This is a genomic window from Cupriavidus sp. 05L310 (genome assembly GCF_056398185.1).
Map to the genome: position 1 here is coordinate 1 of NZ_JBFTOX010000155.1, position 1584 is coordinate 1584.

The window sequence follows — 1584 nt, forward strand, 5'->3', positions numbered from 1 at the left end:
TGGGAATGTTGACCTGGGTGGCAGACGTGAGTGCCTCACCAGCGCGATACGCGAGGCCGCACGAAACATGATGCAGGTGCCAATCCCCGAGTTGGCAACGCGCAGCGAGGCCTCGCTTGTCGGGGCGCGCAACGCCAAGCGCGCCGGACCGGACATTTGACGGCCCCCCCGGCTGTCCGGCCTTGACTTCCAGCCTGCGCCTGTAGATTGGAAGTATGTCCCATCACCCCCGTGCTTCCAATGCAGGCCCACCCCACGCAACTCAGCCTCTTTGATGAAATCGCTCGCGCAACCGTCGCGCGATCGCCGGCTCGCCCATTGGTGCTGATGGCCTGCTCGGCCACGAAGCTCAACCGCCCTGCCCCCGCCATGGATCTGTATCGCGGCGTCATGTATGAAACGTTTCGCGCGCACGTGCGAGCCGATGCGCAGCCCCAGGTCATCATCCTCTCGGCGCAGCATGGCTTTATCCAGCCGGACGCGGAGATTGCCCCCTACGATGCCCGTATGACCGCGGATCGCGCGGAAACCATGCTCTCGGGCCTGTCGACGGCGATGGCCGGTGCGGCGTGGCCCGACCAGGTCGGCCCGGTCTTCCTCGCCGGCGGCATGCACTACCGTCGGGTGATGCGCGCGGCCGTGGAGCGGTGGGCCCGCAAGGTTGGTGCTGGCGCTACGCCCGCGATCGTGGAAACCAGCGGCGGCATCGGGATGCAGCGCTCCCAGCTCGGCCAGTATCTGGACGGCCTAAGCAATGACCCCTCCGAAGAGATCGGGCGCTTTCCCAACGGCGTGCCCTACTTCCGCCGCGCTGGGCCATTCACGGTGGGCGAGCGCGTCATTCACGCCTACCGACACCTGCCCGGCATTGCGCCCCGTTGGGCAACCACCCGGAGCATTTTCCAAGGACCCAGTGGCCTGACCGCCGAAGCCGACGTCGAGGAGGGAACGGGAAACCGCGCGCACATCGTTTCCCGTTGGATCGCCCTGACGAATCTCCAGCCGAACCAATGACTATCACCATCCCCCTGCAGTTGGAAGCCAAGGCCCTCGCTGCCAACCTCGATGGCACGCCCGCCGCCCTGCTTGCCCTCACCCATCGCGGCTACCGCTACTGGACCAAAGCCAGACGCCTGCATTTCCCACCGCCGCGGCGCGAAGCGTTGCTGTTGGAAATCATACGTTTCTGTGCAGACACAAACCTGCTGGAGTGCCCCCCGACCCTGAGGACGGAGACCGTCAGCAGGTGATAGAAGAGATGCTCGACGCCCGCTATCCGCGCTATGCCCGTCTCAAGCGCAATCCGCATCGCGCATGAGCATGGCGGCGACCTTTTCTCCAGAGCCACACGGCGGCGAGCATCTGTCCGCCTGGCTCCACCCCGCTAACCTGAAGGCTATGTCCGCCTCGAAGAGGCGGTAGGGGTGCGGGGAAGGCGGAATTCAGTATATAAATGCGGTCATGACACCCGTCGACAGCCTCTGGCTCACCAATCCCACCCTCGCCTACGCCGATTGGCAGCGCCGCGAGGCATCCGGCGCGGACCGGCGCCCTTTCGCGGCCCGCTCGATCATCCAGCATCAG

Annotated in this window: 2 protein-coding genes; both read left to right on the forward strand. The window is 65.5% G+C overall.

The features are described 5' to 3' along the window. Positions 1-240: 240 nt before the first annotated feature. Positions 241-1014, forward strand: coding sequence for a DUF6884 domain-containing protein (locus tag AC1DS6_RS42565; RefSeq protein ID WP_477104799.1), 774 nt, complete (start codon positions 241-243; stop codon positions 1012-1014). After that, complete coding sequence (locus AC1DS6_RS42570) at positions 1011-1250, forward strand: hypothetical protein (protein ID WP_477104800.1); 240 nt, start codon at positions 1011-1013, stop codon at positions 1248-1250. Before AC1DS6_RS42565 ends, AC1DS6_RS42570 begins: the two co-directional genes overlap by 4 nt. The last annotated feature ends 334 nt before the right edge of the window (positions 1251-1584 follow it).